The sequence below is a fragment of the Synechococcus sp. CBW1108 genome (assembly GCF_015840335.1).
Lineage (GTDB): Bacteria > Cyanobacteriota > Cyanobacteriia > PCC-6307 > Cyanobiaceae > Cyanobium_A.
This window is the reverse complement of the sequence record NZ_CP060395.1, coordinates 1,868,705-1,892,298: the sequence shown is the minus strand read 5'-3', so window position 1 is coordinate 1,892,298 and position 23,594 is coordinate 1,868,705. Positions and strand designations below refer to the sequence as shown.

The window sequence follows — 23,594 nt, the reverse complement described above, 5'->3', positions numbered from 1 at the left end:
AATGCTCGAAGCCCGCGCCCACCAACAACTCAAGGCCCTGCTTGCACAGGAAGGGGGCGACCCCTGGCCCCACCACCTGAGCCTCAGCCGCCTGGTGGCCCGCAGCCTGCGCCGTAGCGACCACACCTTTGTGCGGCTTGCCCCGGGCTGCGATCCCAGCTGGTGGATCAGCCTGTTGGTGCCCCTGGCCCTGAGTGAATGCCCCCTGGCCCTGGTCGTTAGCGATGGCACCCGCCAACGCTTGCTGCAGATAGAGCTGCCCCGGCTGGGGAGGGCCGACCCGAGCCTGGCCCTGGCCTGTTTCGAAGGGGACCATCCACCTGCCGATGGCCGCGTCTGGCTTTTGAATCACCGCCAGCTGGTGGGCGCCTGGCAAGAAGGCTGGCTCGGGGAGAGGCAACTGGTGCTGCCTGAGGCCGAACATCTCGACAGCCTGCTCAGGGAGGCCCTGGAGGTGGTGCTGACGCCCCAGCACTGGGATCAATTACGCCGGGCCCAGCCCACGGCAGAAGCGAGCCTGCTGAGCTTGCACGAGCGCCTCAACCGGCTCATCCTCAGCCATCCTGCACACCCCAACCAGCTGGTGGGACTGGCGCCTGAAGACGAAGCACCCCTGCGTCACCTACTGCAGTTGCTCGCACCCCTGCCCGCCCCCTGGCCGGCCTGGCTCGCCGCCAGGGGAAGCGGTTGGACCAGCTGGGCCCAGGTCAATCCCCAGCTGCTGCAATGGCAATTACATCGCCAACCGCTAGCCCCCCTGGCGGCCCTGAAGGGCCTGCTGACCCGGCGCGGTGCGGTGGTGCTGGGCCAATTGTCCAGGGGGCCCTCTGTGGAGCTGGGCCTGCAGCCCAACGTGACCGTGAACCTGGGAGATCCGCCCCTGGCCGACCCCCTGCCCCTCTATGCCCCCCTTCGCCAACCCCTGCCCAACAGCCCCCATTACGGCCAGCACCTGCTGGACCACGCTCGCAGGCTGGTGCTTGGCCAGGGGGGGGTAACGGTGGTGCTTATCGATGACGAAGCCCTGCGCCTCAACCTCACCAGTGGGCTAGCTGCTGAATTCGGCAGTCGGGTGGTTCACGAACACACCGCTCCCGAGAGCAATGGGGTGATCTGTGCCAGCTGGGACTGGTGGCTCAACCAGCAGCAACGGCTACCGCTACCGGGCCAGATCGTGGTGGCCTTACTGCCGATCGCCAGCCTGGAAGATCCCCTCACCGCCGCCCGGGTGCTGGCCATGCGTCAGTCAGGGCAAGACTGGTTTCGGGAATTCCTGCTTCCCGATGGCCTCAATCGACTGGAACTGGGGGTGGCCGGCCTGCGTCGCCAAGGGGGCAGGCTCGCGATTCTGGATGGCCGCCTGCGCGGGCGGAGCTGGGGGCGCCAGGTCTTACTCGCTCTGGAACCCTGGGTAAGCCTCAGACGCCTGCTGCCTCACTAGCTTTAATTGCTCACCGCACCAAAGGAGCCGCTGAAGCAATGGGGGAAGCAAAGCGCCGCAGCAGCCAGGGCCTGCCACCCAAGGGGATCAAGTCATCAGGCGCAAGGCCAGCCGATACTTCGCCGCGCATCGTTCCCTGGCTACCCCTCAGCCGCAACCAGGCCGATCGCTTCGTCAAACTCACCACCAATGCGGCCTGGGTGGGGATCGGAGCCCTCGTGCTCTTCTGGGTGGCGGTTCGCTTCATCGGGCCCGCCGCGGGCTGGTGGACGCTGGCCGACGGCCGAGTCGCCAGATTCTGAAGAAAACATTATGATTAATGACCACTGGGGTCACTGCCGTGTTTCCACGCCTTGCCGAGCAATACCGGTCGGTGGTTCAAGACCTGGTGATGAGCCTCCAGGCCCTGGCCAAAAGCCTGCAGGAGCGCGGCATCGCGGCTAGCTGCTACATCTGTGGTGATGGCCGCGACGGCCATGGTGCCTCTTTTGTGGCCAACCTGGACACCAGACACATGGTGCGTTTTCTGGTGTCCGATTTCGGCATCAGCTGGGTCGAATCCCGCGACGGCCACGAATTGGTAAAGCTGGAGGGGGCCGAAGCCATCCAGGAGCTGCAGCGCCTGGCCCAGGTGCTGCAGAGCCCCAACGTCCCCAGCAAGTCAGCTCCATCCCCGGGGCTCCCTGGCAGATCCAAGGGCGCTTTCAGCCGCCCCTGAGGCCTGGATTGGCCGGTGGCTGAGCTGACTGGCTTAGCTCGCCACCGGCAGATCGGCCAGCTCCGTCGCCGGATCCTCCTTTACGGAGCCAGTGGCGGCAGCTGCTTTGGCCGCTGCCGCCAGGGGCTTCATCGAGTTAGATGTCACTTCGGAGCCTTCCTTAAGCTTCTGGCGGGTGAGCTGCTCGATCAGCTCAGCCTGCTTGGGGTTCTGCTCCAGCCAGATGATCGTGTTGTCGCGGCCCTGGCCAATGTTGTCACCCTCGTAGCTGTACCAGGCACCCTTGCGGACCACCACACCGGTTTCCTCGGCCAGATCCAGCAGGCAGCCCAGGGTGCTGATGCCGCGGCCAAACAGGATGTCGAACTCAGCAATGCGGAAGGGAGGCGCCACCTTGTTCTTGGCCACCTTCACCTTGGCGCGGATGCCGTACTCCTCGGTGCCCCGCTTGAGGGTCTGAATGCGGCGGATGTCGAGGCGCACCGATGCATAAAACTTGAGGGCGTTGCCGCCCGTGGTGGTTTCGGGATTGCCGTAGGTAACGCCAATCTTCTGGCGCAACTGGTTGAGAAAAATCACCGTGCAGCCTGACTTACCGATGTTGCCGGTGATCTTGCGCATGGCCTGGCTCATCAGGCGAGCCTGGGCACCCACAGCCAAATCCCCCATTTCACCTTCAATTTCAGCGCGGGGGGTCAAGGCCGCCACCGAATCGATCACCACGATGTCCACGGCGGCTGAACGCACCAGCTGGTCGACTATCTCCAGGGCCATCTCACCGGTATCCGGTTGGGAGACCAGCAGGTTTTCAATGTCAACGCCAAGGGCCGCTGCATAGACCGGGTCGAGGGCATGCTCCGCGTCCACAAAAGCGGCCACACCACCTCGCTTCTGCACCTCGGCAATGGCATGCAAGGTGAGGGTGGTCTTACCAGAGCTCTCCGGCCCGTAAACCTCCACCACCCGACCCTTGGGGTAGCCGCCACCCAGGGCCAGATCAAGGGTGAGCGCCCCGGTGGAGATGGTTTCCACCCTCATGCGGGAAGCATCCCCCAATCGCATGATCGAACCCTTGCCGAAATTGCGCTCGATCTGGTTGAGCACCAGCCCCAAGGCCTTCTCACGCTCAGCGGCGGCACCGGCAGACGGGCGAGAAGCGGAAGAGGAGGAAGACACCGACGAACTGGAGGAAGGGGAGGAAAGGGAATTGGAGCGGGGATCGGCAGCCATGGCGACAATTGGAAACGGGGCGGAAAGCTGGTCAGAAATTGGGCAGAAACTGGGCGGAAAAAGACCAGCAGAGAGGGGGGACGAGCTCAGGAAGCAATCCTGCGCCCCTAGAGAGCAAGTGCCACCAAAAAGGGCCGGCGTACCAATTGCTCATAGTACGGACGTACTCTAACCGATTAGGGCCATTGCGCCAGGGGGGCTGAAAAGGCCTCCGGAGTGAGCCAGCCAACGGTGGGCGGCAGGTCCTGGCCATCCCCCGGGCCCAGGTAGCCCCAACTCACCAGGAAACAGCGCACCATGGCCAGCTCCGGATCAGCCCGCACCGCCTCCAGCGTCCGGCGACGGTCCTCGACGAACCAGAGGGGACGCCCTTGGGCCTGAAGATGCCGCAGCACCTCGACCTTGCTCCCCTGCTCGTGGCCAAAGAGAGCTTCAGGCCTGAGCCCCGCAGCCTCCAGGAGCCTGGCGGCGAATACGGCACCCTTGGTGGTGAGTACGGCCCAGGCCGCCCCGTCCTCGCCCAAACGCACCAGCCGCTGCTTAACCCCAGGATAAAAACGGTGGCGGGCCAACCAGCCCGCTTCATCGATGCCAATGGCGCCAGCACGCACCTGCTCCAGCTGCTGCTGCAGCAGGCCAGCGGGCCAATTCCAGCGAGCCAGGGCAGAGGCCAGGGCAGCTGGGTAATCGTTCAATAGGTGTTCTATGTCGAGCTCGTCCCGACCCAGCTCAGCGGCCATCAGGACCATCTCCCAGCCCTTGTGGATCAGAGGCCGCAAGCGCCCAAAGGCAGCAGGCGCTGACTCTGGGAGCTGCAGCCGGGGGGCCAGCTGCAGCGCCGCAGTCCTGGCAGCCCACCAGTATTCGGGCATGCCATCCACCAACACGCCGTCGAAGTCAAAGACGACCAAGGGGCCAGGGGAATCGAATGCCGGCGGCATGGGGCCTCAAAACTGGGTCGCTAGGATTCGAACCTAGGAATGGCGGGACCAAAACCCGCTGCCTTACCACTTGGCGACGACCCAATGCAGCCGGCCAGGCCGGTACCTAGATAGTTACCCATAGCGGCCGGTCCTTCGTCAACCGCGACCCGGGCACACAGGGAAATCAAGCCGGAAACACCCGCAGCCGTTGCTCCGCCCCTCGACCAAACTCGGCGGTGCGCAGCCGATAGCGGCCGGCTAGTTCGGCCTGCAGCAAGCGCACCCGAGGGCTGCGGGGCAATAGCTCGACGGGCTGGCCATGGGGCAACACCACCCGCTCCACCGCCAGCCGACATTCCTCCAAGCCAGCGTGGGCATCGTCCCCCTGAGGGCAGGGGGGCGCAGCGGTTGAATCCGGATCGGCATGCTGCTGGCGGTGCCGCTCGAGCAACCGCTCCATAGCCCGCTGCAGCTGGGGCTGGGCCGCAGATTTCAACACCAGGATCGGCAGGCCAAGCTGCTGGGCCTGGCGGCGCACATGGGGATCACGGCCGAGCTCATGGCGCAAGCTGAGCACCGCATCGGCCAACTCCACGCTGCCCACCACCTCCACAGCCAACTGGCGGGCCCGCCCTACCTGCTCCAGCTGGCTGCGGCTGATTCCCACCCCGTAAAGGCGCAGCAACGGCGGCGCAGCAGGGGCGGGACTGGAACAGGCTGGCTCGACGCCAACCGGGGGGATAGAGGGAGTCTCGGGCCGACTCAGGGGTCGGGGAGCCAGGCCGGCTGATTTAGATGGGGATGGGGATCTAGATGGGGATCGCAATTGCGATTGCGATGGAGATGGAGAGGGGCTCTCCTGCAGCCGCAACTCTCCGCCCGCCCCAAGCTCTCGGATTTCGGGGCGGGCGCTCTGGCCCCTCAGCAACAGATCGACCGTGCGAGCCACATCGCGATGCACGAGCCAGCGGTGGCGGCTGTGCATCTCCACCGCCAAGGGGAAGGTGGGATCCGCCGCCCTTTCCAGCACTGTTTTCTGGGTGCGGCGCCGGCGCGCCTCCTCATCCCCCAGGGTCACCGACTGAATGCCGCCCACCAGGTCGCAGAGGGTGGGATTTTTGATCAGGTTGGTCAGCTCATTGCCGTGGGCAGTGGCCACGAGCATCACGCCCCGCTCGGCGATAGTGCGGGCCGCCTGGGCCTCCAACTCGGTGCCGATCTCATCAATCACGATGACTTCGGGCATGTGATTTTCCACCGCCTCGATCATCACCTGGTGCTGCAGCTCGGGCCTTGCCACCTGCATGCGCCTGGCCCGACCAATGGCTGGGTGGGGGATGTCACCGTCGCCGGCGATCTCGTTGCTGGTGTCAATCACCACGACCCGCTTGCCCAGGTCGTCGGCCAGCACCCGGGCGATCTCCCGCAGGGCGGTGGTTTTGCCGACACCAGGGCGACCCATCAACAGCAGGGAGTCGCCCCCATCGAGCAGATCGCGCACCATCGCCACCGTGCCGAACACGGAGCGGCCCACTCGGCAGGTGAGGCCGACGATCTCCCCACTGCGGTTGCGGATCGCACTGATCCGATGCAAGGTGCGCTCGATGCCGGCGCGGTTGTCTCCGCCGAAGGCCCCAACCCTCTCCACCACTGCTGCCAACTCGAGCCGACCCAGGGGCTCGGCCCCCAAGCTGACCGCCCGGGCGGGGTAGCGCGCCTCTGGCACCCGGCCCAGATCCAGCACCACCTCGATCAGCTGATCCCGCGCAGCCTCGGTGGCCAGGCAGGTCTGCACCACCTGGGGCAGCACCTCCAGCAGGCGATCGAGATCGTCGGTGACGCGCTGGGGCCGGTTCACTGCACCCGTTCTAACCAGGGATTGACCAGGCCCTGGGCCAGCCGCAAGGCCTGGGGCCAGAGCAGCCCATCGGCCAGCAGGGGCCGGCCCCGGTGCTGGGCTTCCAGCAGCAGCGGTTGCAGCAACCGACGGGCCACCCCCCCAAATGCCACCCCGGCGATCTGGCGCCGCAATGGGGCCCTGGCCGCCAATTGGAGGAGCGTATGGGCGTTGGTTCCCCCCGCCAGCTGCACCGGGCCAGGCGGTGCCAGGGGCAGCACGGCCGCGGCCAGGCCGACGGCCGCAGCGGCCGTGCCGGCCCCCACGTCGCCGCTCATCGGCCGGCCATCAAGCTGCCAGAGAGGGAGCATGCCCTCCCTGCGCAGCACGCCGAACCGTTGCCAGAGCTCCGCAGCCAGCTGGCGCGACGACTGGGCCGTGCCCTCCAGACCAGCACTCACCGCCACCCGCCGCAAGGAAACCCCGCTGGCAACCAACTGAGCCACCCGCTCAGCAAAGGCCTCCCCCCGACCCGGCTGAGTGTGGAGCTCCACCGCATCGGGCCGCAGCTGGGCCAGCAGGGGCGCCACCCCATCCCCTGCCAACACCTGCCCACGCTCCTCGATCAGGTGATAAGGACAGGCCGGTAGACACCTGCCGCAGCCGTAGCAGCGCTCGTCCAGCACCCCAGGTTCCCCAGTGGCCACCACCCCTATGGCAAGGGCTGGGCAGACCCGTTCGCAGGGGCGGGAACAGGTTTTCGGGCAGCGACGGGGATCGAACCAGGCCTTGCGGAAATGGGGATCGGCCCCATCACTGAGGCTCAGCATCAACCAGGGCCTTCCAGAGCCCCGGGCCCCAGCCCAGGCCAAGCCGCGACGGATGGCCGCCACCACGGCAGGGTCGGCGGCCGCATCGATGCAATGAACCCCGGCCAGGGCAAAGATGCCGCTGAGATCCTCTATGGCTGCCAGATTCTGGTTGCTGGCGCCGCAAATCAGCTTGACCCAGTTGCCCCGGGCCAGGGCCGCTTCCGGCTCCAGGCCTTCAGGCACCAAGCAATTGCTCAAGGGGCTGCCAGCGCAGGGCCCGAGCGCCCCCCATCTCCACCACCAACTTCAGCCGCGGCTCCCGCCGGCAAAGCGCCACTAGGGAACCGAGCTCCGCCTGGGAAAGCACCTGACCCTCAAGCAGCCAAAGCAGGATCGGCTGGCTGCCCTCCAGCAGGGCCCCCAACTGGGGCATCACCCTCTGCACCTCACCCACCGCGGCGCCCCTCCCCACACTCTGGTGACCCAGATGGGGTGGGCGTACGCCGTGGAGCTGAAACAGGAAGGCCTCCGGATCGCCCAAACCTCGAGCTGAGCTGAGCTGGGCCCGGTAGCCCGCGGCCCGCAGCCGCCGCAGCAGGCGGGTCTCAGCCCCTCCCTCCAGGGGGGCAAACAGTGCCAGGGCCCCCGCTTGTTCGAGATCCCGCTTAAAACCGCGACCGGAGAGCAGCAGAGGCATCGCAGGGGTTCGCTGGGCTTTCGAGGCAGTCTGCCAGCTCGAGGGGAGGTTCTGTTGTAGGGTTGCCTGCTGTGCCATTGAACTGTGCCCGTCCGCTAGCCGGGCCTCCAGCTCAAGGCACCCGGTCACCAGTGGTGGTGGTCGGCTTCGGCCAGTACGGATCTGCGGCCCCCCTAGGCCCAGACTCCGCCGGGAAACTGTCAGAACGCACTGGAATTTGTCCCTCGGGATTTCCGGTCCGGTTCTGAAAAGTCCCAGCCGCGCTGATCCGATCCAGATCAGCCTTGCTAGCCCTTGGAAATCGCATCAGCGCCTGGCGAAGTTCAACTTCGGAAGGCGCAAAGCGCCCACCCGGGCAGAGCCAGGCAACTCTTCGATTGAGTCGGCTTCACCGTTGTGTTCGAGCCCCGCGCTCCGGGCAAGCGGTGGTCCAGCTGGCGTTGTTTCCCCTCCTATGTCTATCGGCATCCTTGGGAAGAAATTGGGCATGTCCCAGTTCTTCGATGAAGAGGGCAACTCCATCCCGGTCACCTTGATCGAGGCGGGGCCTTGCCGCATCACCCAAATTAAAAGCACCAGCACCGACGGCTACACCGCCGTGCAGCTTGGGTTTGGCGACATTCGCGAAAAGCTCGTGAACAGGCCGGCCAAGGGGCACTTGAGCAAGTCGGGCGAAGATCTTCTGCGCCACCTGAAGGAATATCGGGTTGACAGCGTGGATGGTCTCGAGCTGGGTGGCTCCATCTCCGTCACGGCCTTTGAGGCCGGCCAGAAGGTGGACGTGAGCGGCGACACCATGGGGCGGGGTTTCTCCGGCCTGCAAAAGCGCCATGGCTTCAGCCGCGGCCCCATGACCCACGGTTCAAAGAACCACCGTGAGCCTGGCTCGATCGGCGCTGGCACCACGCCAGGCCGGGTCTACCCGGGCAAGCGCATGGCAGGCCGCTATGGCGGCAAACAGATCACCACCCGTGGCCTCGTCATCCTCAAAGTGGATGCCGAACGCAACCTGCTGGTGGTGAAAGGTTCAGTGCCCGGCAAGCCCGGCGCCCTGCTGAACATCCGCCCGGCGAACCGGGTGGGCGCCAAAGCTGGGAACTGAGGAGAACACCAATGACTCAATGCGTAATCCGTGACTGGCAAGGCAAGGAAGCCGGCAAGGCTGCCCTCGACCTCAAAGTCGCCAAGCAATCCTCTGCAACCGATCTGATCCACCGCGCCGTTGTCCGCCAACTGGCCAATGCCCGCCAGGGCACGGCCAGTACCCTCACCCGCGCCGAAGTGGCTGGTGGCGGCCGCAAGCCCTACAAGCAAAAGGGCACCGGTCGGGCCCGCCAGGGATCGATCCGCACCCCGCTCCGCCCCGGCGGCGGCGTGGTGTTTGGCCCCAAGCCCCGCAGCTACACCCTGACGATGAACCGTAAGGAACGTCGCCTGGCCCTGCGCACCGCCCTGATGAGCCGCATCGACGACATCATTGTGGTTCAGGGCTTCGGAGTGGGACTGGACACCCCCAAAACCAAAGAGATCACCGCAGCTCTCGCCCGCCTCGGCATTGAGCTTGGCGCCAAGGTGCTGGTGGTACTCGATGGGGCCTCGGAGGCTGTGCGACTTTCCGTCCGCAACCTGGAGAAGGTGAAGTTGATCGCCGCTGATCAGCTCAACGTGTTCGACCTGCTCCACGCCAACAAGTTGGTCGTGAGCGAAGAAGCACTCGCAAAGATTCAGGAGGTTTACGGCGATGGCTGAGCGCTTTTCAAGCCGGCTTGCGGATGTGATCCGCAGGCCGCTGATCACCGAGAAGGCCACCCGCGCCCTCGAACAGAACCAATACACCTTTGAGGTGGACCATCGGGCTGCCAAGCCCGACATCAAGGCGGCCGTTGAACAGATGTTCGACGTCAAGGTCATCGGCATCAGCACCATGAATCCGCCCCGCCGCTCCCGGCGGGTGGGACGCTTCGCCGGCAAACGTGCCCAGGTGAAGAAAGCGGTGGTGCGCCTGGCCGAGGGCAACGCCATCCAGCTTTTCCCGGAGTCCTGAGGGATCTGAAACGTCATGGCAATCCGTAACTACCGACCCATCACCCCCGGCACCCGCACCCGCGTCGCCAGTGACTTCTCTGAAATCACTGGCCGCGGCCGCGAGCGGGGGCTGGTTATCGCCAAACACCGCCGCAAGGGCCGCAACAACCGCGGCGTGATCACCTGCCGCCACCGCGGTGGTGGCCACAAGCGCCTCTACCGCATCGTCGACTTCCGCCGCGACAAGCATGGCGTAACTGCGAAGGTGGCCGCCATCCACTACGACCCCCATCGCAACGCCCGTCTGGCCCTGCTCTTCTACGCCGACGGCGAGAAGCGCTACATCCTTGCCCCCGCAGGGATTGAACTGGGCCAACAGGTGATCTCCGGCCCCGATTCGCCGATTGAAACCGGCAATGCCTTACCGCTGGCCGCCATCCCCCTCGGCTCAAGCGTCCACAACGTGGAGCTCTATGCCGGCCGGGGTGGCCAGATGGTGCGCACCGCCGGGGCCAGTGCCCAGGTGGTTGCCAAAGAGGGGGACTACGTCGCCCTCAAACTGCCCTCCACCGAAGTGCGCCTGGTACGCAGGGAGTGCTACGCCACCGTGGGCGAAGTGGGCAATTCAGAGGTGCGTAACACCAGTCTCGGCAAAGCCGGCCGCAAGCGCTGGCTGGGCCGCCGCCCGGAAGTGCGCGGTTCGGTGATGAACCCCTGCGACCACCCCCATGGTGGTGGTGAAGGCCGTGCCCCGATCGGCCGCTCTGGGCCGGTCACCCCCTGGGGCAAACCTGCCCTGGGCTACAAAACCCGTAAGCGGAACAAACCCAGCAATCGGTTTGTGCTTCGGAAACGTCGCCGGGTCTCCAAACGGAGTCGGGGCGGACGCGATTCCTGATGATCCACACCGCTTTGCTGTTCGCTTAATCCGCCATGGGACGTTCACTCAAAAAAGGGCCATTTGTTGCCGACAGCTTGCTTCGCAAGGTTGAAAAGCAAAACGTGGCTGACGACAAGACCGTGATCAAAACCTGGTCTCGGGCTTCCACTATCCTGCCAATGATGATTGGCCACACAATCGCCGTTCATAACGGCAAATCCCATGTTCCCGTCTATGTGACGGAGCAGATGGTGGGCCACAAACTCGGGGAATTCGCCCCCACCCGCACCTTCCGGGGCCACATCAAGGATAAGAAAGGAGGCCGCTGAACCTATGGCAAACACCACTTCCAACCAAGCCCTCGCCCACGGTCGCTACATCCGCGGTTCCGTGTCGAAGGTGCGTCGGGTTCTCGACCAAATCCGTGGCCGCAGCTATCGCGAGGCCCTGATCATGCTCGAGTTCATGCCCTACCGCTCCACCGGCCCAATTACCAAGGTGCTGCGCTCTGCGGTGGCCAACGCTGAGCACAACATGGGCCTGGATCCTGCCAACTTGGTGATCGCCTCGGCAATCGCCGACATGGGACCGTGCCTGAAGCGCTTCCGCCCCCGCGCCCAGGGCCGTGCCTACGCGATCAAGAAACAAACTTGCCACATCAGCATTGCTGTGGCTCCTTCCACCTGACCCCCGAGGACACCGACTGATGGGACACAAGATCCATCCAACCGGCCTGCGCCTGGGGATCACCCAGGACCACCGCTCCCGTTGGTACGCACCAAGCAAAACCTATCCAACCCTCCTCCAGGAGGACGACCGGATTCGCAAATTCGTCCATAAGAAGTACGGCGCTGCCGGCATCAGCGATGTGCTGATTGCCCGCAAGGCCGACCAATTGGAAGTCGAACTCAAGACAGCTCGTCCCGGCGTGCTTGTTGGCCGCCAGGGCAGTGGCATTGAGGAACTGCGCACCGGCATCCAGCAAACCCTCGGCGACGCCAACCGCCAAGTGCGCATCAACGTAGTTGAGGTGGAGCGGGTCGACGCCGATGCCTTCCTGCTGGCTGAGTACATCGCCCAGCAGCTAGAGAAGCGGGTTGCCTTCCGCCGGGTGATCCGCATGGCGGTGCAGCGGGCCCAACGGGCCGGCGTGCTTGGCCTCAAGATCCAGGTGAGCGGTCGCCTCAACGGCGCCGAAATTGCCCGCACCGAATGGACCCGCGAAGGTCGCGTGCCCCTGCACACCCTCCGCGCCGACATCGACTACGCCACCAAACTTGCCAGCACCACCTATGGGGTTCTGGGCATCAAGGTGTGGGTGTTCAAAGGCGAAATTCTGCCCGGCCAGAAGGAGCAGCTACCCGTTGGTGCGGCCCCCCGCCGCCGCACCAAGCGGCAGCCGCAACAGTTTGAAGACCGCTCCAACAAAGAGTGATCAGGAGCCCTGAACCATGCTGAGTCCAAGACGCGTCAAATTCCGCAAACAGCAACGAGGCCGCATGCGCGGTGTCGCCACCCGGGGCAACACGATTGCCTTCGGTGAGTTTGCCTTGCAAGCCCAGGAATGTGGCTGGATCACCTCACGCCAGATTGAGGCCAGTCGCCGGGCCATGACCCGCCATGTCAAGCGGGGGGGCAAGATCTGGATCCGAATCTTCCCAGACAAGCCCGTCACCATGCGTGCCGCCGAAACCCGCATGGGTTCCGGCAAGGGCAACCCTGAGTTCTGGGTGGCTGTAATCAAGCCAGGCAGGATTCTCTTCGAGATGGGTGGGGCCGAAATCACCCCAGAGATAGCCAAGGAAGCCATGCGTCTGGCGCAATACAAGCTTCCTGTGAAGACCAAATTCCTGACCCTGGCGGATCAGGAAACTGCAGCTCCTGTGGAGGCCTGACCCATGGCAAAGCCCAACATCGCCGATACGCGCAAGCTCAGCGGCGACCAGATCAACGAACAGGTGAACGCCACCCGGCGTGAACTGTTTGAGTTGCGCTTCCAGCAGGCCACCCGTCGGCTGGAAAACACGCACCGTTTCAAGGAAGCCCGCATCAAGCTGGCCCACCTGTTCACGGTGCAGCAAGAGCAGCAACGCTCCGCCACCAAGGCTGATTCAGCCTCCTGATACCCCCTCGATCCCATGGCACTCAAGGAAAGGGTCGGCACCGTCGTCAGCGACAAGATGGACAAAACGGTGGTGGTGGCGGTGGAAAACCGCTTCCCCCATCCCATCTATCAAAAGACGGTCAGTCGCACCACCCGCTACAAAGCCCACGACGAAGCGAACAGCTGCAAAGTGGGCGACCGGGTTCGCATCACCGAAACCCGCCCGCTCAGTCGCACCAAGCGCTGGGCTGTGGCCGAAGTTCTTACCAACAGCCCGTCAGCTTGAGGAGAACCCACCAATGATCCAACAAGAAACCTACCTAAACGTCGCTGATAACAGCGGCGCCAAGCGCATCCAGTGCATCCGGGTGCTCGGCACCAACCGTCGCTACGCCCACGTGGGCGATGTGATTGTCGCTGCCGTCAAAGACGCCATGCCCAACATGGGCGTCAAGAAGTCCGATGTGGTGAAAGCCGTGGTGGTGCGCACCAGGGCCACCCTGCGCCGCGATACGGGCAACTCGATCCGATTTGACGACAACGCCGCCGTAATCCTGGGCACCGACAACAACCCCAAGGGCACCCGGGTATTCGGTCCAGTGGCCCGCGAATTGCGCGAGCGCAACTTCACCAAGATTGTCTCCCTTGCTCCTGAGGTGATCTGAGATGGCCACCGCAACCCCCAAGGCCAAGACACCCGAGCGCATCAAGATGCGACTCAAAAAAGGCGACACCGTTCAGGTGATTGCTGGCAAGGAGAAAGGCAAGACCGGTGAGGTGCTCCGCACCCTGCCCTACGACAACCGGGTTGTGGTGCAGGGCATCAACCTCCGCACCCGTCACGTCAAACCCACCCAGGAAGGCGAAAGCGGCCGAATCGTCACCGAGGAAGCCTCCCTGCACGCCTCCAACGTCATGCTCTACTCAACCACACAAAAAGTGGCCAGCCGAGTTGAAATTGTGGTGGAAAAGGACGGCAGCAAAAAGCGTCGTCTCAAGAAGACGGGAGAAATCTTGGCTTGATCCCCACCCCCAGCTCACCTGTTCTGACCCACCCACCTCCGGCCCCAACCCCCTCCCCAGTCTTCTGACCCCGACCAGAAGCGCCTATCCCCCCTCCCGTCATGTCTCTGAAACAGCGCTACCGGGAGACGATTCAGCCCAAACTCCTCAAGGATCTGAATCTCTCCAACATTCACGAAGTTCCCAAGGTGGTGAAAGTCACCCTCAACCGGGGCCTCGGTGAAGCAGCCCAGAATGCCAAGGCCCTTGAAGCCTCAATTACCGAGCTGGCCACTATCACTGGTCAGAAGGTGGTGGTGACCCGCGCCAAGAAGGCCATCGCCAGCTTCAAGATCCGCCAGGGCATGCCCATTGGGGTGGCTGTCACCCTGCGGGGCGAGCGGATGTACGCCTTCCTGGAGCGCTTGATCAACCTCGCTCTGCCGCGTATCCGCGACTTCCGGGGCGTCAGCCCCAAGAGCTTTGACGGCCGTGGAAATTACACCCTGGGGATCCGCGAACAGATCATCTTTCCCGAGATCTCATTCGACAAAATCGATGCGATCCGAGGCATGGACGTGACGATCGTGACCAACGCCCGTAACGACGAAGAGGGCCGGGCCCTCCTCCGCGAGATGGGAATGCCGTTCCGCAGCAACTAGCCCTCTTCGGACCCGACCTATGGCCAATCACGACCCAATTTCAGACATGCTCACCCGCATTCGCAATGCGAGCGAGAAGCGTCACGAGACCACCAAGATCCCTGCCTCCCGCCTGGTGCGCAACATTGCCAACGTGCTGCAGCAGGAGGGCTTCATCGCCGCCATCTCCGAAGAGGGCGAGGGGGTGCAGAAGCACCTGGTGCTGGAGCTCAAGTACAGCGGCAAACATCGCCAGCCGACCATCCGCTCCGTACAGCGGGTCAGTAAGCCTGGCCTGCGCATCTACAAGAACAATCGCCAGTTGCCCAAAGTTTTGGGCGGCCTGGGAGTGGCCATCATCTCCACCTCTAAGGGAGTGATGAGCGACCGCGACGCCCGCAAGCAGGGCGTCGGTGGCGAAGTGCTTTGCTACGTCTACTGATCCCGGGAGATTGATTAATGTCACGTATTGGTAAAGCACCCATTCCCCTCCCCGACAAGGTGAGTGTCATCCTCCATGGTCTGGCAGTCACCGTGAAGGGGCCGAAGGGCGAACTCAGCCGCACCTTGCCCGATGGGGTGCAGATCTCCCAGGACGGCAACACCCTGGTGGTGAGACCCACCAGTGAGACCAGGCGCTCCCGGGAGCGCCACGGCCTCTGCCGCACCCTTGTTGCCAACATGGTTGAAGGCGTCAGCCAGGGCTACACCCGCAAGCTGGAAATCATCGGCGTGGGCTACCGCGCCGCCCTCCAGGGCACCAAGCTGGTGGTCTCCGCTGGCTACAGCCACCAGGTGGAGGTGGTGCCCCCTGATGGGATCACCTTCTCCGTCGAGGGCAACACCACCGTGCTGGTCTCAGGCGCCAACAAGGAGCTGGTGGGCAACGAAGCGGCCAAAGTGCGCGCCATTCGTCCGCCCGAGCCCTACAAGGGCAAGGGGATCAAATACCAGGGTGAACGCATCCTGCGCAAGGCCGGAAAGACCGGTAAGAAGTGAGGCCTGCCTGAGCGTCGTTACCCTGTATTGCCATGTCTTCTATCACCCGCAAATTTCAGACCCAGAAGCGTCACCGCCGCCTGCGTCGCCTACTCAGTGGCACCGCCGCCCGCCCGCGGCTGGCCGTGTTCCGCTCGAACAATCACATCTACGCCCAAGTCATCGACGACGACGCCCAGAACACCCTCTGTGCGGCCTCAACCCTTGACAAGGACCTACGCACCAGCCTCACCACTAGCGCCACCTGCGATGCCTCCGTGGCCGTGGGTGAGCTGGTCGCCAAACGGGCCCTTGCCCAGGGCATCCAGCAGGTGGTCTTCGATCGAGGCGGCAACCTGTACCACGGCCGGGTCAAGGCCCTGGCTGATGCCGCCCGGGAAGCGGGCCTTCAGTTCTGATCCCTGCTCTCACCATGACCGAAACCAACGATCAAGTTCAGTCCAACGACATCCCGGCCGCATCCGATGTGCCTGCGGCGGCCGAAGGCCAGCAGGAGCGCCGCGGTGGCCGCGGTGATAATCGGGGTGGCGACAGCCGCCGCGGTGGCGGCGGCCGGGGGCGGGACAACCGCCGCGGCCAAGAGCGCGACTCCGAGTGGCAGGAACGGGTGGTGCAGATCCGCCGCGTCTCCAAAACCGTCAAGGGCGGCAAGAAGATGAGCTTCCGGGCCATCGTTGTCGTCGGCAACGAGAAGGGTCAGGTGGGCGTCGGTGTCGGCAAGGCCGGCGACGTGATCGGTGCCGTCCGCAAGGGCGTGGCCGATGGCAAGAAACACCTGGTCAAGGTGCCCCTCACCCGCCACAGCTCCATTCCCACCCTCAGCAATGGCTGTGACGGAGCCGCCAGCGTGCTGATCCGTCCAGCCGCTCCGGGTACCGGTGTGATTGCGGGCGGTTCGATCCGCACCGTGCTCGAGCTCGCCGGCATCAAGAACGTGCTGGCCAAGCGCCTCGGCTCCAAGACCCCCCTGAACAATGCCCGGGCTGCGATGCAGGCTCTGGCTGGCCTCCGCACCCATAAGGAGACCGCCAAGGAGCGGGGCATCTCCCTTGAGCAGATCTACTCCTGAGCCTCGCCATGAGCATCAATCTCCAGTCCCTGAAAGCCAATCCCGGTGCCCGCCGCCGCAAACTGCGCAAGGGCCGCGGCATCGCCGCGGGCCAGGGCGCCAGCTGTGGCTTCGGCATGCGGGGCCAGAAGTCCCGCTCCGGTAGCCCCACCCGACCAGGTTTCGAGGGGGGCCAGATGCCCCTATACCGCCGCATCCCCAAGCTCAAGCACTTTGAGCTGGTGAACACCAAGGAGTACACGATCATCAATGTGGCCAAGCTGGCCGACTGCGAGGCCGGCAGCACCGTGAACCTTGACTCCCTTGTGAAGGATGGCCTGGTCACCAGCCCCAAGCACCCCCTCAAGGTGCTCGGCAACGGCGACCTCAAGGCAAAGCTCACCGTGCAGGCAGCTGCCTTCACCGCCAGCGCCCGCAGCAAGATCGAAGCTGCTGGTGGCAGTTGCCAAGTCATCTGATCGCCTTGGGGGCCTCCGCCCTATGGTCTGACTCGTCCAGCGGATTCGGGGGGCCTTCCCGCGATCCGCTGGGCGTTTTTTTGATGTCCACCTCACGCCGCCATGCTTGTTAGCCGGGGTCGCAACCCCAGTGCCGGGGAAATCCTCAGCCAACTGATCCAATCCAAGGGCCTGCGCGACCGGGTGCTGACCACCCTCGGCCTGTTACTGCTCGTGCGGCTGGGCATCTACATCCCGATGCCGGGCATCGACCGGGTGGCCTTCCAGGAGTTCCTCTCCCGCGGCGGCCAGCTGATCGGCTTCCTTGACATTTTCACCGGCGGAGGCCTCTCCACCCTGGGCATCTTTGCCCTGGGGATCCTGCCCTTCATCAACGCCTCGATCATCATCCAGCTGCTCACCGCAGCCCTGCCCCAGCTCGAAGACCTCCAGAAAAACGAGGGCGAGGCAGGCCGCCGCAAAATCGCCCAGATCACCCGCTACGTGGCCCTGGGCTGGGGGATCCTCCAGAGCCTGGTGTTCGCCCTGATCCTGCGGCAGTACGCCACCGAGGGCCTCTCGGAACCCGTATTCGTGATCCAGACGGCCCTCGCCCTGGTGACCGGCTCGATGGTGGTGATGTGGATCAGCGAAGTGATCACCGAGCGAGGCATCGGCCAGGGGGCCTCCCTGGTGATCTTCGTGAACATCGTTGCCACCCTGCCGAAGGCCCTCGGCTCCACCATTGAGCTGGCCCAGAGCGGCGACCGCAGCACCGTCGGCGGCATCGTAGTGCTGGTACTGGTCTTCCTGCTGACGATCGTGGGGATCATCTTTGTGCAGGAGGGCAACCGCCGCATCCCGATCGTGAGTGCCAAGCGTCAGGTGGGGGGAGCCGGGGTGCTCTCGGCCCGCCAGAGCTACCTGCCCCTCAAGCTCAATGCCGGCGGGGTGATGCCGATCATTTTCGCCTCGGCAGTGGTGTTCCTACCCCTCACCATCGCCAACCTCACCGGCAGCCCCTGGCTGATCCAACTGGCTGGCTATCTCAACCCCAACAGCAGCACCCCCTGGCTCTACGCACTGGTGTTCTTCGCCCTGATCTGCGGCTTTGGCTTTTTCTACGCCTCCCTCACCGTCAATCCGGTGGACATCGCCACCAACCTCAAACGCAGCGGAGTGGCGATCCCAGGGGTACGTCCCGGCTCCGCCACCGCCACCTACCTCAGTGGCGTCCAAAACCGTTTGACCCTGCTGGGGGGGCTGTTTCTAGGCGCCGTAGCAATCATCCCTTCGGCCGTGGAAGGGGCAACCCAGGTGCGCACCTTCCAGGGTCTGGGGGCCACCTCCCTGCTAATCCTGGTGGGCGTGGCTATCGACACGGCCAAGCAGGTGCAGACTTACGTGATCTCCCAACGCTATGAGGGGATGGTGCGGCAGTGACCACAAGCACGCCCAACAAGCCCCCCGGTGCCAGCCTTTTGCAGTGCCGTTTGTAGTTCCGTTTGCACTAGTGACATGAAAAAACGTCTCCTGTTCCTAGGCCCCCCCGGTGCTGGCAAGGGCACCCAGGCGGAGCTCCTGGCCGCAGCCCACAACCTGCTGCACCTCTCCACGGGCGACCTGCTGAGGGCCGAGGTGGCCGCAGGCACCTCTCTTGGCATGGAAGCTGAGGCGGTGATGGCCAGCGGAGCCCTGGTAAGCGACGAGCTGGTGCTGGCTATCGTGCGCAGCCGCCTGGAGACCCAGGCGGCCAGCGATGGCGGCGGCTGGCTACTGGATGGCTTCCCCCGCAACCTGGCCCAGGCAGAGGCCCTGGGCCAGCTGCTGGAGGAACTCCACCAGCCGATCGAGCTGGTGGTGCTGTTGGAGCTCGACAATGCCGTGTTGCTCCAACGGCTGCTGGGTCGGGGCCGGGCCGATGACAACGAAAGCGTGATCCGCCACCGACTCGAGGTGTATCGGGAGCAAACCGCACCCCTGATTCGCTACTACCGGGAAGCGGCCCTGCTCCAGTCGGTAGAGGCCCACGGCACGGTTGACACCATTGCGGCACGCATCAAAGACCTACTGGCCTGAGCAGCCAAGGGAGGTTGACCTTTGTGGTAGGTTGTCGGTTTGCAAATTCGGAGAGCACAACGCCCATGAAGGTGCGTGCCTCAGTCAAGAAAATGTGCGACAAGTGCCGGGTGATTCGTCGCCACGGCAGGGTGATGGTGATTTGCACCAACCCCAAGCACAAGCAGCGCCAAGGCTGACCAGCCCTGGCCAGCCCCGCCTGGGGGCCAGCTGTTTTCGATTCATTCCCGCTCCGCTTCGGCGCCAGCGGATCTTGCCCCCTCATTGATTTCCCCCGTGGCTCGGATTGCCGGCGTAGATATCCCTCGCGAAAAGCGCGTTGAGATTTCCCTCACCTATGTGTATGGCATCGGTCTAACCCGTGCCCAGAAGATCCTGAGCAAAACCGGGGTCAACCCGGACACCAGGGTCAAGGACCTCAGCGACGCCGACGTTCAGAAACTGCGAGGTGCCGCCGAGGCCTTCACCCTTGAAGGTGACCTGCGCCGCCAGGAGGGCATGGCCCTCAAGCGCCTCCAGGACATCGGCTGCCTGCGCGGCCGCCGTCACCGCATGGGCCTGCCCGTGCGGGGCCAGCGCACCCGCACCAACGCCCGCACCCGCCGGGGTGCCCGCAAAACCGTGGCCGGCAAGAAGAAATAGGCGCCCTAGCCCCTTCCCTTGTCACCCTCCCTGCCCGTTCCCTGATCACCTCCTGCAGCAGCAGGCCTTTCCGCCATGGCCAAGCCAGCCAAAAAATCCGGCGCCAAGAAATCGAAGCGCAACGTGCCCAACGGCATGGCCCATATCCAGAGCACCTTCAACAACACGATTGTGTCGATCACCGACACGGCCGGAGAAGTGATCTCCTGGAGTTCGGCCGGCGCCAGCGGCTTCAAGGGGGCCCGCAAAGGCACTCCTTTCGCCGCCCAAACCGCCGCTGAGGCTGCGGCCCGCAGGGCGCTCGAACAAGGTATGCGTCAGATCGAGGTACTGGTGCGTGGCCCTGGCTCAGGCCGGGAAACAGCCATCCGGGCCCTGCAGGTGGCCGGCCTGGAAATCACCCTCATCCGCGACGTAACTCCCCTCCCCCACAACGGCTGCCGTCGCTCCAAGCGTCGCCGCGTCTGAGTCGGCGCCCCGCGCTTGCCCCCTGGGCCATCTCCAACCTTTCGAGCCTTCAGACCGTGCTGCATTATCAAATTGATCGGATCGAGCATCAGGTCGTCGAAGACCGGTCCCAGACGGGCACCTTCCTGATTGGCCCCCTCGATCGCGGCCAGGCGACCACCCTGGGCAACGCCCTGAGGCGGGTGCTGATCGGCAGCCTTGAGGGCAGCGCCATCACCGCCGTTCGCATCTCCGGTGTCAACCACGAATACGCCACCGTGCCCGGGGTGCGTGAAGACGTTCTCGACATCCTGCTGAACTGCAAGCAGATCTCGGTTAACAGCCGCAACCGCGAACTGGAAATCGGCCGCCTGGTGGTGAATGGCCCCGCCACCGTCACCGCCGCCGACCTCCAATTCTCCTCCCAGGTTCAGGTGATTGACGGCGGCCGCCTGATCGCCACGGTGGCAGAAGGCCACAGCCTGGAGATGGAGGTACACGTGGAACGGGGCGTGGGCTACAGACCAGTCAATCGCCACAGCGAAGACACGAGCGCCATCGACCTGCTCCAGATTGATGCGGTGTTCAAGCCCGTGCGCCGGGTCAACTACACCGTGGATGAAACGGCCGTCGGCGAAGGGGGATCGGCCCGCGAGCGCCTACGCCTTGAAATCGAGACTAATGGCAGCGTCACCCCTGACGACGCCATGGCCCAGGCTGCCAACCAGCTGATCGCCCTGTTCCAGCCCCTGGCCAGCCTGACCCTGGTGGAGGAGCCCGGCATCGAACCGGAACCTTCAGCCGAGACCCAGATCCCCCTCGAGGAGCTCAACCTGTCGGTGAGGGCCTACAACTGCCTCAAGCGCGCCCAGGTCAATTCCGTGAGCGACCTGATGGGCTTCAGCTATGAAGATCTGCTCGAGATCAAGAACTTCGGCTCCAAATCAGCCGATGAAGTGATCGAAGCGCTCGAGCGCATCGGCATCACCCTGCCCCAGAGCCGCACCAGCGCCTGAGCGGCGCCCCCGTTTCCCGACACGCCCCCCACCAGCCCAGTTCCATGCGACACCAGTGCCGAGTCCCCATGCTGGGACGCCCCGCCGACCAACGCAAAGCGATGCTCAGGGGGCTCACCACCCAACTGATCCGTGAGGGCAGGGTCACCACCACCAAGGCCCGGGCCAAGGCCCTGCGTGACGAAGCAGAACGCATGATCACCCTGGCGAAGGATGGCAGCCTGGCGGCCCGCCGCCGCGCCATCGGCTACATCTACGACAAGCGGTTGGTGCATGCCCTGTTTGACAAGGCCCAGGACCGCTATGGAGAGCGCCAGGGTGGCTACACCCGCATCATCCGCACCGTGCCCCGTCGGGGTGACAACGCCGAGATGGCCATCATCGAGCTGGTCTGAAGGCCGTGCCAGAACGGCGATCGAGCCGCCCCTGCGCCGAATTGCCCTGTGCCTGCAATACGACGGGGCCGCCTTCTGCGGCTGGCAGCGACAACAGAATGCCCCCAGCGTGCAGGCAACCCTCGAGCAGGTGATCTCGGGCCTCGATCCCCATGGCCCTGGCCGAACCGTTGCAGCAGGGCGCACAGATACGGGCGTGCATGCGGCCGGCCAGGTTGTTCACTTCGACAGCGCCGGGCCGATTCCTGCCGGGCGCTGGGCCAAAGCCCTGAACGGGCGGCTGCCGAGCTCAATCCACGTTCGGGCAGCCACCGAGGTGCCAGCCAGCTGGCATGCCTGCTTCAGCGCCACCTACCGGCGCTACCGCTACACGATCCACAACTCCTGCAGCGCCAATCTCTTTCTGGCTCCCTGGAGCTGGCATCGATACCAGCGGCGATTGGATGAGGCGGCTATGGGTAGGGCCCTGGCGGCCATGCTGGGGGAGCACGACTTCTCCGCCTTCCAGCGGGCCGGCAGCAGCCGCGCCCACGGCCGCACCACCATGCAGGAGGTGCACATTGATCGGCAGGGCGATCTGATCACGGTGGAACTCCAGGCCAGCGGCTTCCTCTATGGCATGGTGCGGCTGATTCTGGGCCAGCTTGTGGCCGTGGGAGAAGGGCGGCTGAGCCTCGATGCGCTCGAACGCCGCTGGCGGGAATGCCGGCGGGGGGAGGTCAAGGAAGCGGCCCCCCCCCAGGGCCTGTCCCTGCTGAGGGTTGGCTATCAGGAGCCCATCTTTCCCAGGGCCGCCTGGTATGATTGCCAACCGCGGTACCAGCTCGAGTCCTCCGATTCCCCGGTGCTCCAGCCTGTTTCAACCGTCCTTCCAGCCGATCCTGCGCCGCTGCCAATCGGGGGCGCGCCGGTCAAGCGGTAAGGTCACTGAAACTGGGCGTTGGCTTGCCAACGAACTGCTGTCCTGCCCCATTTCCGGCCTGCCGGTGCCCGCTCAGGCGACATGAACAAGACCCCCATCCCCTCGATTGATTCCCTCGACCGCCAGTGGTTCCTGGTGGACGCTGAGAATCAAACTCTCGGCCGCCTGGCCAGCGAAGTTGCCCAGGTGTTGCGCGGCAAAAACAAAGCCTGCTTCACCCCCCACCTCGACACTGGCGATTTCGTGATCGTCATCAACGCCGACAAGGTGAAGGTGAGCGGTAACAAGCCCACCCAGAAGCTCTACCGCCGCCATTCCGGCCGCCCCGGTGGCATGAAGACCGAAACCTTCGCCCACCTCCAGGCCCGGATCCCCGAGCGGATCGTGGAGAAGGCCATCAAGGGCATGCTTCCCCACAACGCCCTGGGCCGCCAGCTGTTCCGCAAGCTGAAGGTCTACAAGGGCACCGACCATCCCCATGCTGCCCAGCAACCCCAGGTTCTCGCCCTCGACCCCGCCACTGCCGCCCAATGAGCACCAATAAAGTCGTCTACTGGGGCACAGGTCGTCGTAAAACCGCCGTCGCCCGTGTGCGGGTGGTTCCGGGCACTGGCACCGTAACCATCAACGGTCGCCCCGGCGACAACTACCTCAACTACAACCCCGTCTACCTGGCAGCGGTCAAGGCGCCCCTGAAGACCCTTGGTCTTGCCACCGAATACGACCTGCTGGTCAACGTGCACGGTGGGGGGCTCACCGGCCAAGCCGACGCCATCAAGCAGGGCGCGGCCCGTGCCCTTTGCGACCTGTCCCCAGACAACCGCAAGCCACTTAAGACAGAAGGACACCTCAGCCGGGACCCCCGGGCCAAGGAGCGCCGCAAGTACGGCCTGAAGAAAGCCCGCAAGGCGCCCCAGTTCTCCAAGCGCTGATCTCTTCTCCTCGCCAATCCCACATTTTTGTCATGCCCAAGGCTGATATCCATCCCACCTGGTATCCAGAGGCCAAAGTGATCTGCAACGGAGAGGTGGTCATGACCACCGGCTCGACCTCCCCGGAACTCCATGTTGATGTGTGGAGCGGTAACCACCCCTTCTACACGGGTACCCAGAAGATTCTCGACACCGAGGGACGGGTGGATCGCTTCATGCGCAAATACGGCATGGGTGGGGTTGACTCAGGTGCCGGTGCAACAGCTGGCGCCAAAAAAGCAGCCCCTAGCGAAACCGCTGCGGAACCTACCCCTGCAGCTCCGGAAGCCTGATACCTGGGCCTGGC

At 64.4% G+C, this 23,594-nt stretch carries 37 protein-coding genes and 1 tRNA gene; 32 read left to right on the top strand and 6 right to left on the bottom strand.

Annotated elements, in window-relative coordinates; genetic code table 11:
• Position 1 precedes the first annotated feature (1 nt).
• The 3 genes from H8F27_RS10240 to H8F27_RS10230 are packed head-to-tail and all read left to right on the top strand — an operon-like array spanning position 2 to position 2,159.
• Positions 2-1,441: a helicase gene (locus H8F27_RS10240; RefSeq protein WP_197148018.1), complete on the top strand. Its 1,440-nt coding sequence runs from the start codon at positions 2-4 to the stop codon at positions 1,439-1,441.
• A gap of 38 nt (positions 1,442-1,479) precedes the next feature.
• Positions 1,480-1,743, top strand: coding sequence for a DUF2839 domain-containing protein (locus H8F27_RS10235; protein WP_197148017.1), 264 nt, complete (start codon positions 1,480-1,482; stop codon positions 1,741-1,743).
• A gap of 38 nt (positions 1,744-1,781) precedes the next feature.
• Positions 1,782-2,159 carry a DUF1815 family protein gene (locus H8F27_RS10230; RefSeq protein WP_197148016.1) on the top strand — a complete coding sequence of 126 codons (378 nt, stop codon included), beginning with the start codon at positions 1,782-1,784 and terminating at the stop codon, positions 2,157-2,159.
• 33 nt (positions 2,160-2,192) lie between these two features.
• Here H8F27_RS10230 and recA read toward each other — a convergent pair whose 3' ends face one another.
• The 6 genes from recA to H8F27_RS10200 form a co-directional block, all read right to left on the bottom strand.
• Positions 2,193-3,389, bottom strand: a complete 1,197-nt coding sequence (gene recA / locus H8F27_RS10225; protein WP_231596191.1) for a recombinase RecA — start codon at positions 3,387-3,389, stop codon at positions 2,193-2,195.
• 176 nt (positions 3,390-3,565) lie between these two features.
• Positions 3,566-4,330, bottom strand: a complete 765-nt coding sequence (locus H8F27_RS10220) for an HAD family hydrolase (protein WP_197148014.1) — start codon at positions 4,328-4,330, stop codon at positions 3,566-3,568.
• Between the two features lie 12 nt (positions 4,331-4,342).
• Positions 4,343-4,414, bottom strand: a tRNA-Gln gene (locus tag H8F27_RS10215).
• 82 nt (positions 4,415-4,496) lie between these two features.
• The gene (locus tag H8F27_RS10210) at positions 4,497-6,170 is read right to left on the bottom strand and encodes an AAA family ATPase (protein WP_231596190.1); all 1,674 of its coding nucleotides are present in this window, start codon (positions 6,168-6,170) and stop codon (positions 4,497-4,499) included.
• Positions 6,167-7,204 carry an LdpA C-terminal domain-containing domain gene (locus H8F27_RS10205; RefSeq protein ID WP_231596189.1) on the bottom strand — a complete coding sequence of 346 codons (1,038 nt, stop codon included), beginning with the start codon at positions 7,202-7,204 and terminating at the stop codon, positions 6,167-6,169. The genes H8F27_RS10210 and H8F27_RS10205 overlap by 4 nt, the downstream gene beginning before the upstream one ends.
• Complete coding sequence (locus tag H8F27_RS10200; protein ID WP_197148013.1) at positions 7,197-7,658, bottom strand: NAD(P)H-quinone oxidoreductase subunit N; 462 nt, start codon at positions 7,656-7,658, stop codon at positions 7,197-7,199. Before H8F27_RS10200 ends, H8F27_RS10205 begins: the two co-directional genes overlap by 8 nt.
• A 454-nt stretch (positions 7,659-8,112) precedes the next feature.
• Between H8F27_RS10200 and rplC the strand changes: the two genes are divergently transcribed.
• From rplC to rpmE, 29 genes are all read left to right on the top strand, one after another.
• Entirely contained in the window at positions 8,113-8,760 is a 648-nt protein-coding gene (gene rplC, locus H8F27_RS10195; RefSeq protein ID WP_197148012.1) for a 50S ribosomal protein L3, read from the top strand.
• Positions 8,761-8,771: 11 nt separating this feature from the next.
• Positions 8,772-9,407 carry a 50S ribosomal protein L4 gene (rplD, locus tag H8F27_RS10190; RefSeq protein WP_197148011.1) on the top strand — a complete coding sequence of 212 codons (636 nt, stop codon included), beginning with the start codon at positions 8,772-8,774 and terminating at the stop codon, positions 9,405-9,407.
• A complete protein-coding gene (locus tag H8F27_RS10185; RefSeq protein WP_197148010.1) occupies positions 9,400-9,702 on the top strand; it encodes a 50S ribosomal protein L23 in 303 nt (100 codons plus the stop codon). The genes rplD and H8F27_RS10185 overlap by 8 nt, the downstream gene beginning before the upstream one ends.
• Before the next feature lie 15 nt (positions 9,703-9,717).
• Positions 9,718-10,581 (top strand): 50S ribosomal protein L2, encoded by an 864-nt coding sequence (rplB, locus tag H8F27_RS10180; protein WP_197148009.1) that lies wholly within the window; start codon positions 9,718-9,720, stop codon positions 10,579-10,581.
• A gap of 35 nt (positions 10,582-10,616) precedes the next feature.
• Positions 10,617-10,892 (top strand): 30S ribosomal protein S19, encoded by a 276-nt coding sequence (rpsS, locus tag H8F27_RS10175; RefSeq protein WP_197148008.1) that lies wholly within the window; start codon positions 10,617-10,619, stop codon positions 10,890-10,892.
• Positions 10,893-10,896: 4 nt separating this feature from the next.
• A complete protein-coding gene (rplV, locus tag H8F27_RS10170; protein WP_197148007.1) occupies positions 10,897-11,250 on the top strand; it encodes a 50S ribosomal protein L22 in 354 nt (117 codons plus the stop codon).
• A 19-nt stretch (positions 11,251-11,269) separates the two neighbouring features.
• Positions 11,270-11,998, top strand: coding sequence for a 30S ribosomal protein S3 (gene rpsC / locus H8F27_RS10165; RefSeq protein WP_197148006.1), 729 nt, complete (start codon positions 11,270-11,272; stop codon positions 11,996-11,998).
• 16 nt (positions 11,999-12,014) lie between these two features.
• Positions 12,015-12,458 (top strand): 50S ribosomal protein L16, encoded by a 444-nt coding sequence (gene rplP, locus H8F27_RS10160; RefSeq protein WP_197148005.1) that lies wholly within the window; start codon positions 12,015-12,017, stop codon positions 12,456-12,458.
• A gap of 3 nt (positions 12,459-12,461) precedes the next feature.
• Complete coding sequence (gene rpmC / locus H8F27_RS10155) at positions 12,462-12,686, top strand: 50S ribosomal protein L29 (RefSeq protein WP_197148004.1); 225 nt, start codon at positions 12,462-12,464, stop codon at positions 12,684-12,686.
• 15 nt (positions 12,687-12,701) lie between these two features.
• Positions 12,702-12,953, top strand: coding sequence for a 30S ribosomal protein S17 (rpsQ, locus tag H8F27_RS10150; RefSeq protein WP_197148003.1), 252 nt, complete (start codon positions 12,702-12,704; stop codon positions 12,951-12,953).
• 13 nt (positions 12,954-12,966) lie between these two features.
• A complete protein-coding gene (gene rplN / locus H8F27_RS10145) occupies positions 12,967-13,332 on the top strand; it encodes a 50S ribosomal protein L14 (RefSeq protein WP_197148002.1) in 366 nt (121 codons plus the stop codon).
• A gap of 1 nt (position 13,333) precedes the next feature.
• Entirely contained in the window at positions 13,334-13,690 is a 357-nt protein-coding gene (gene rplX / locus H8F27_RS10140) for a 50S ribosomal protein L24 (protein ID WP_197148001.1), read from the top strand.
• A 101-nt stretch (positions 13,691-13,791) separates the two neighbouring features.
• Entirely contained in the window at positions 13,792-14,331 is a 540-nt protein-coding gene (gene rplE, locus H8F27_RS10135) for a 50S ribosomal protein L5 (protein ID WP_197148000.1), read from the top strand.
• A gap of 19 nt (positions 14,332-14,350) precedes the next feature.
• Positions 14,351-14,752, top strand: a complete 402-nt coding sequence (gene rpsH, locus H8F27_RS10130) for a 30S ribosomal protein S8 (protein WP_197147999.1) — start codon at positions 14,351-14,353, stop codon at positions 14,750-14,752.
• 17 nt (positions 14,753-14,769) lie between these two features.
• On the top strand, positions 14,770-15,309 hold the full coding sequence (gene rplF / locus H8F27_RS10125) for a 50S ribosomal protein L6 (RefSeq protein WP_197147998.1): 540 nt from the start codon (positions 14,770-14,772) through the stop codon (positions 15,307-15,309).
• Between the two features lie 32 nt (positions 15,310-15,341).
• On the top strand, positions 15,342-15,707 hold the full coding sequence (gene rplR, locus H8F27_RS10120; RefSeq protein WP_197147997.1) for a 50S ribosomal protein L18: 366 nt from the start codon (positions 15,342-15,344) through the stop codon (positions 15,705-15,707).
• 14 nt (positions 15,708-15,721) lie between these two features.
• A complete protein-coding gene (gene rpsE, locus H8F27_RS10115) occupies positions 15,722-16,378 on the top strand; it encodes a 30S ribosomal protein S5 (RefSeq protein WP_197147996.1) in 657 nt (218 codons plus the stop codon).
• Positions 16,379-16,386: 8 nt separating this feature from the next.
• A complete protein-coding gene (gene rplO / locus H8F27_RS10110; protein ID WP_197147995.1) occupies positions 16,387-16,836 on the top strand; it encodes a 50S ribosomal protein L15 in 450 nt (149 codons plus the stop codon).
• Positions 16,837-16,938: 102 nt separating this feature from the next.
• Complete coding sequence (secY, locus tag H8F27_RS10105; RefSeq protein WP_197147994.1) at positions 16,939-18,258, top strand: preprotein translocase subunit SecY; 1,320 nt, start codon at positions 16,939-16,941, stop codon at positions 18,256-18,258.
• Positions 18,259-18,333: 75 nt separating this feature from the next.
• Entirely contained in the window at positions 18,334-18,894 is a 561-nt protein-coding gene (locus H8F27_RS10100) for an adenylate kinase (protein ID WP_197147993.1), read from the top strand.
• Positions 18,895-18,959: 65 nt separating this feature from the next.
• On the top strand, positions 18,960-19,073 hold the full coding sequence (gene rpmJ, locus H8F27_RS10095; protein ID WP_006173336.1) for a 50S ribosomal protein L36: 114 nt from the start codon (positions 18,960-18,962) through the stop codon (positions 19,071-19,073).
• A 97-nt stretch (positions 19,074-19,170) separates the two neighbouring features.
• A complete protein-coding gene (gene rpsM / locus H8F27_RS10090; protein ID WP_197147992.1) occupies positions 19,171-19,536 on the top strand; it encodes a 30S ribosomal protein S13 in 366 nt (121 codons plus the stop codon).
• A 75-nt stretch (positions 19,537-19,611) separates the two neighbouring features.
• Positions 19,612-20,004, top strand: coding sequence for a 30S ribosomal protein S11 (gene rpsK, locus H8F27_RS10085; protein ID WP_197147991.1), 393 nt, complete (start codon positions 19,612-19,614; stop codon positions 20,002-20,004).
• Between the two features lie 56 nt (positions 20,005-20,060).
• Positions 20,061-20,999, top strand: coding sequence for a DNA-directed RNA polymerase subunit alpha (locus H8F27_RS10080; RefSeq protein WP_197147990.1), 939 nt, complete (start codon positions 20,061-20,063; stop codon positions 20,997-20,999).
• A gap of 44 nt (positions 21,000-21,043) precedes the next feature.
• Positions 21,044-21,394 (top strand): 50S ribosomal protein L17, encoded by a 351-nt coding sequence (gene rplQ, locus H8F27_RS10075; protein ID WP_197147989.1) that lies wholly within the window; start codon positions 21,044-21,046, stop codon positions 21,392-21,394.
• Positions 21,357-22,316, top strand: a complete 960-nt coding sequence (gene truA, locus H8F27_RS10070; RefSeq protein WP_370594406.1) for a tRNA pseudouridine(38-40) synthase TruA — start codon at positions 21,357-21,359, stop codon at positions 22,314-22,316. The genes rplQ and truA overlap by 38 nt, the downstream gene beginning before the upstream one ends.
• An 81-nt stretch (positions 22,317-22,397) precedes the next feature.
• Positions 22,398-22,850: a 50S ribosomal protein L13 gene (rplM, locus tag H8F27_RS10065; protein WP_197147987.1), complete on the top strand. Its 453-nt coding sequence runs from the start codon at positions 22,398-22,400 to the stop codon at positions 22,848-22,850.
• Positions 22,847-23,248 carry a 30S ribosomal protein S9 gene (gene rpsI, locus H8F27_RS10060; protein ID WP_197147986.1) on the top strand — a complete coding sequence of 134 codons (402 nt, stop codon included), beginning with the start codon at positions 22,847-22,849 and terminating at the stop codon, positions 23,246-23,248. Before rplM ends, rpsI begins: the two co-directional genes overlap by 4 nt.
• A 32-nt stretch (positions 23,249-23,280) precedes the next feature.
• Positions 23,281-23,580, top strand: a complete 300-nt coding sequence (rpmE, locus tag H8F27_RS10055; RefSeq protein WP_197147985.1) for a 50S ribosomal protein L31 — start codon at positions 23,281-23,283, stop codon at positions 23,578-23,580.
• Positions 23,581-23,594 lie beyond the last annotated feature (14 nt).